This is a genomic window from Streptomyces sp. HSW2009, assembly GCF_040240285.1.
Lineage (GTDB): Bacteria > Actinomycetota > Actinomycetes > Streptomycetales > Streptomycetaceae > Streptomyces.
Map to the genome: position 1 here is coordinate 1 of NZ_JBEHZD010001057.1, position 1,006 is coordinate 1,006.

A 1,006-nucleotide genomic window follows, 5' to 3' on the forward strand; every position below is an offset into this window, starting at 1 on the left:
CGGGGCGGCGGGGCGGGGCGGGCGCGCGGGGGGGGGGGGCGGGGGGGGGGGCGCCGCGGGGGGGGGGGCGCCGGGGCCGCGCGCCGCCCGGGTCAGCAGTGCGCCGACGAGTGCGGCACCGCCCGCACACACGGCGGTGTGCAGGGCGCCGTGCCCGCGGTGGGCGCGCCACAGCCGCCGCTCCACGGCGCCGGCGGCACGTCCGAAGGCGGCCACCGGGTGGCCCCGCCTGGGGTCGCCCAGGGCGCGGTCGCCCAGGAAACCGATGACGGCGCCGTACGCGTACGCAAGGGGGTCGGTACGCATCGGTCAGTCCGCCGTCGTGCCTCGGGGGGGGAGCGGTGCGGGCCGGCGCGCCGGCCGGTGCGGGCGGCGGCGGGCCGCACGGGCGGCAGGGGGCGCTGGACGGCGGCAGGCCATGGTGGTGTGTCCTCACTCAGGGTCCGCGCCCTGGTTCGACGTGATCGGCGGCGAGAGTCTCCTGGCTCCCGGATCGACGCCGCACCCCGGCCTTCCAGCCCGCGGTGTACGAGCCGTGGCCATGCGCTGGGGGAGCGCTCCCCGGTGACAGTGGCGGGACCGCGCCGGACTCGCACCGGCTTCCTCTCCTGTCGCCGTTTGGCCCCGGAAGTCCACCACGCCCCGGGAAGGGCCGTCAACTCGCGGTTGACCTGCACAGAGGCCCGCCGGGCGGGGTACGACACGGTTCGGTCGCACCCCGCCCGGCGGGATGGGTCGGGATAGGTGTGGCACGGCGCGGCCCGACGGGGGCCGCCGCGGCACCCTGCGGATGCGGGTGCGGAGCGACGGTCGGGCGGCTGGGCGATCAGCCGGGTGGTCGGGCCGGATGGCCGGTCAGATGGTGCAGATGGTGTGGGTGGTGCGGCCGTGGGGGGGGGGCCGGGGGGGGGGGGGGGGGGGGGGGGGCGCGGGCCGCCCCGCCCCCCCCCCCCCCCCGCCGGGGGGGGGGGCGCCCCCCCCCCCCCCCCCCCCCCCCCCCCCCCCC

General features: G+C 81.6%; 1 protein-coding gene and 1 riboswitch. The gene reads right to left on the bottom strand.

Annotated elements, in window-relative coordinates; translation table 11 throughout:
* On the bottom strand, positions 1 to 306 hold a 306-nt coding region (locus tag AAHZ94_RS34525), incomplete at its 3' end, for a cobalamin biosynthesis protein (RefSeq protein WP_349997622.1).
* A 169-nt stretch (positions 307 to 475) separates the two neighbouring features.
* Positions 476 to 605, bottom strand: a riboswitch (cobalamin riboswitch).
* Positions 606 to 1,006 lie beyond the last annotated feature (401 nt).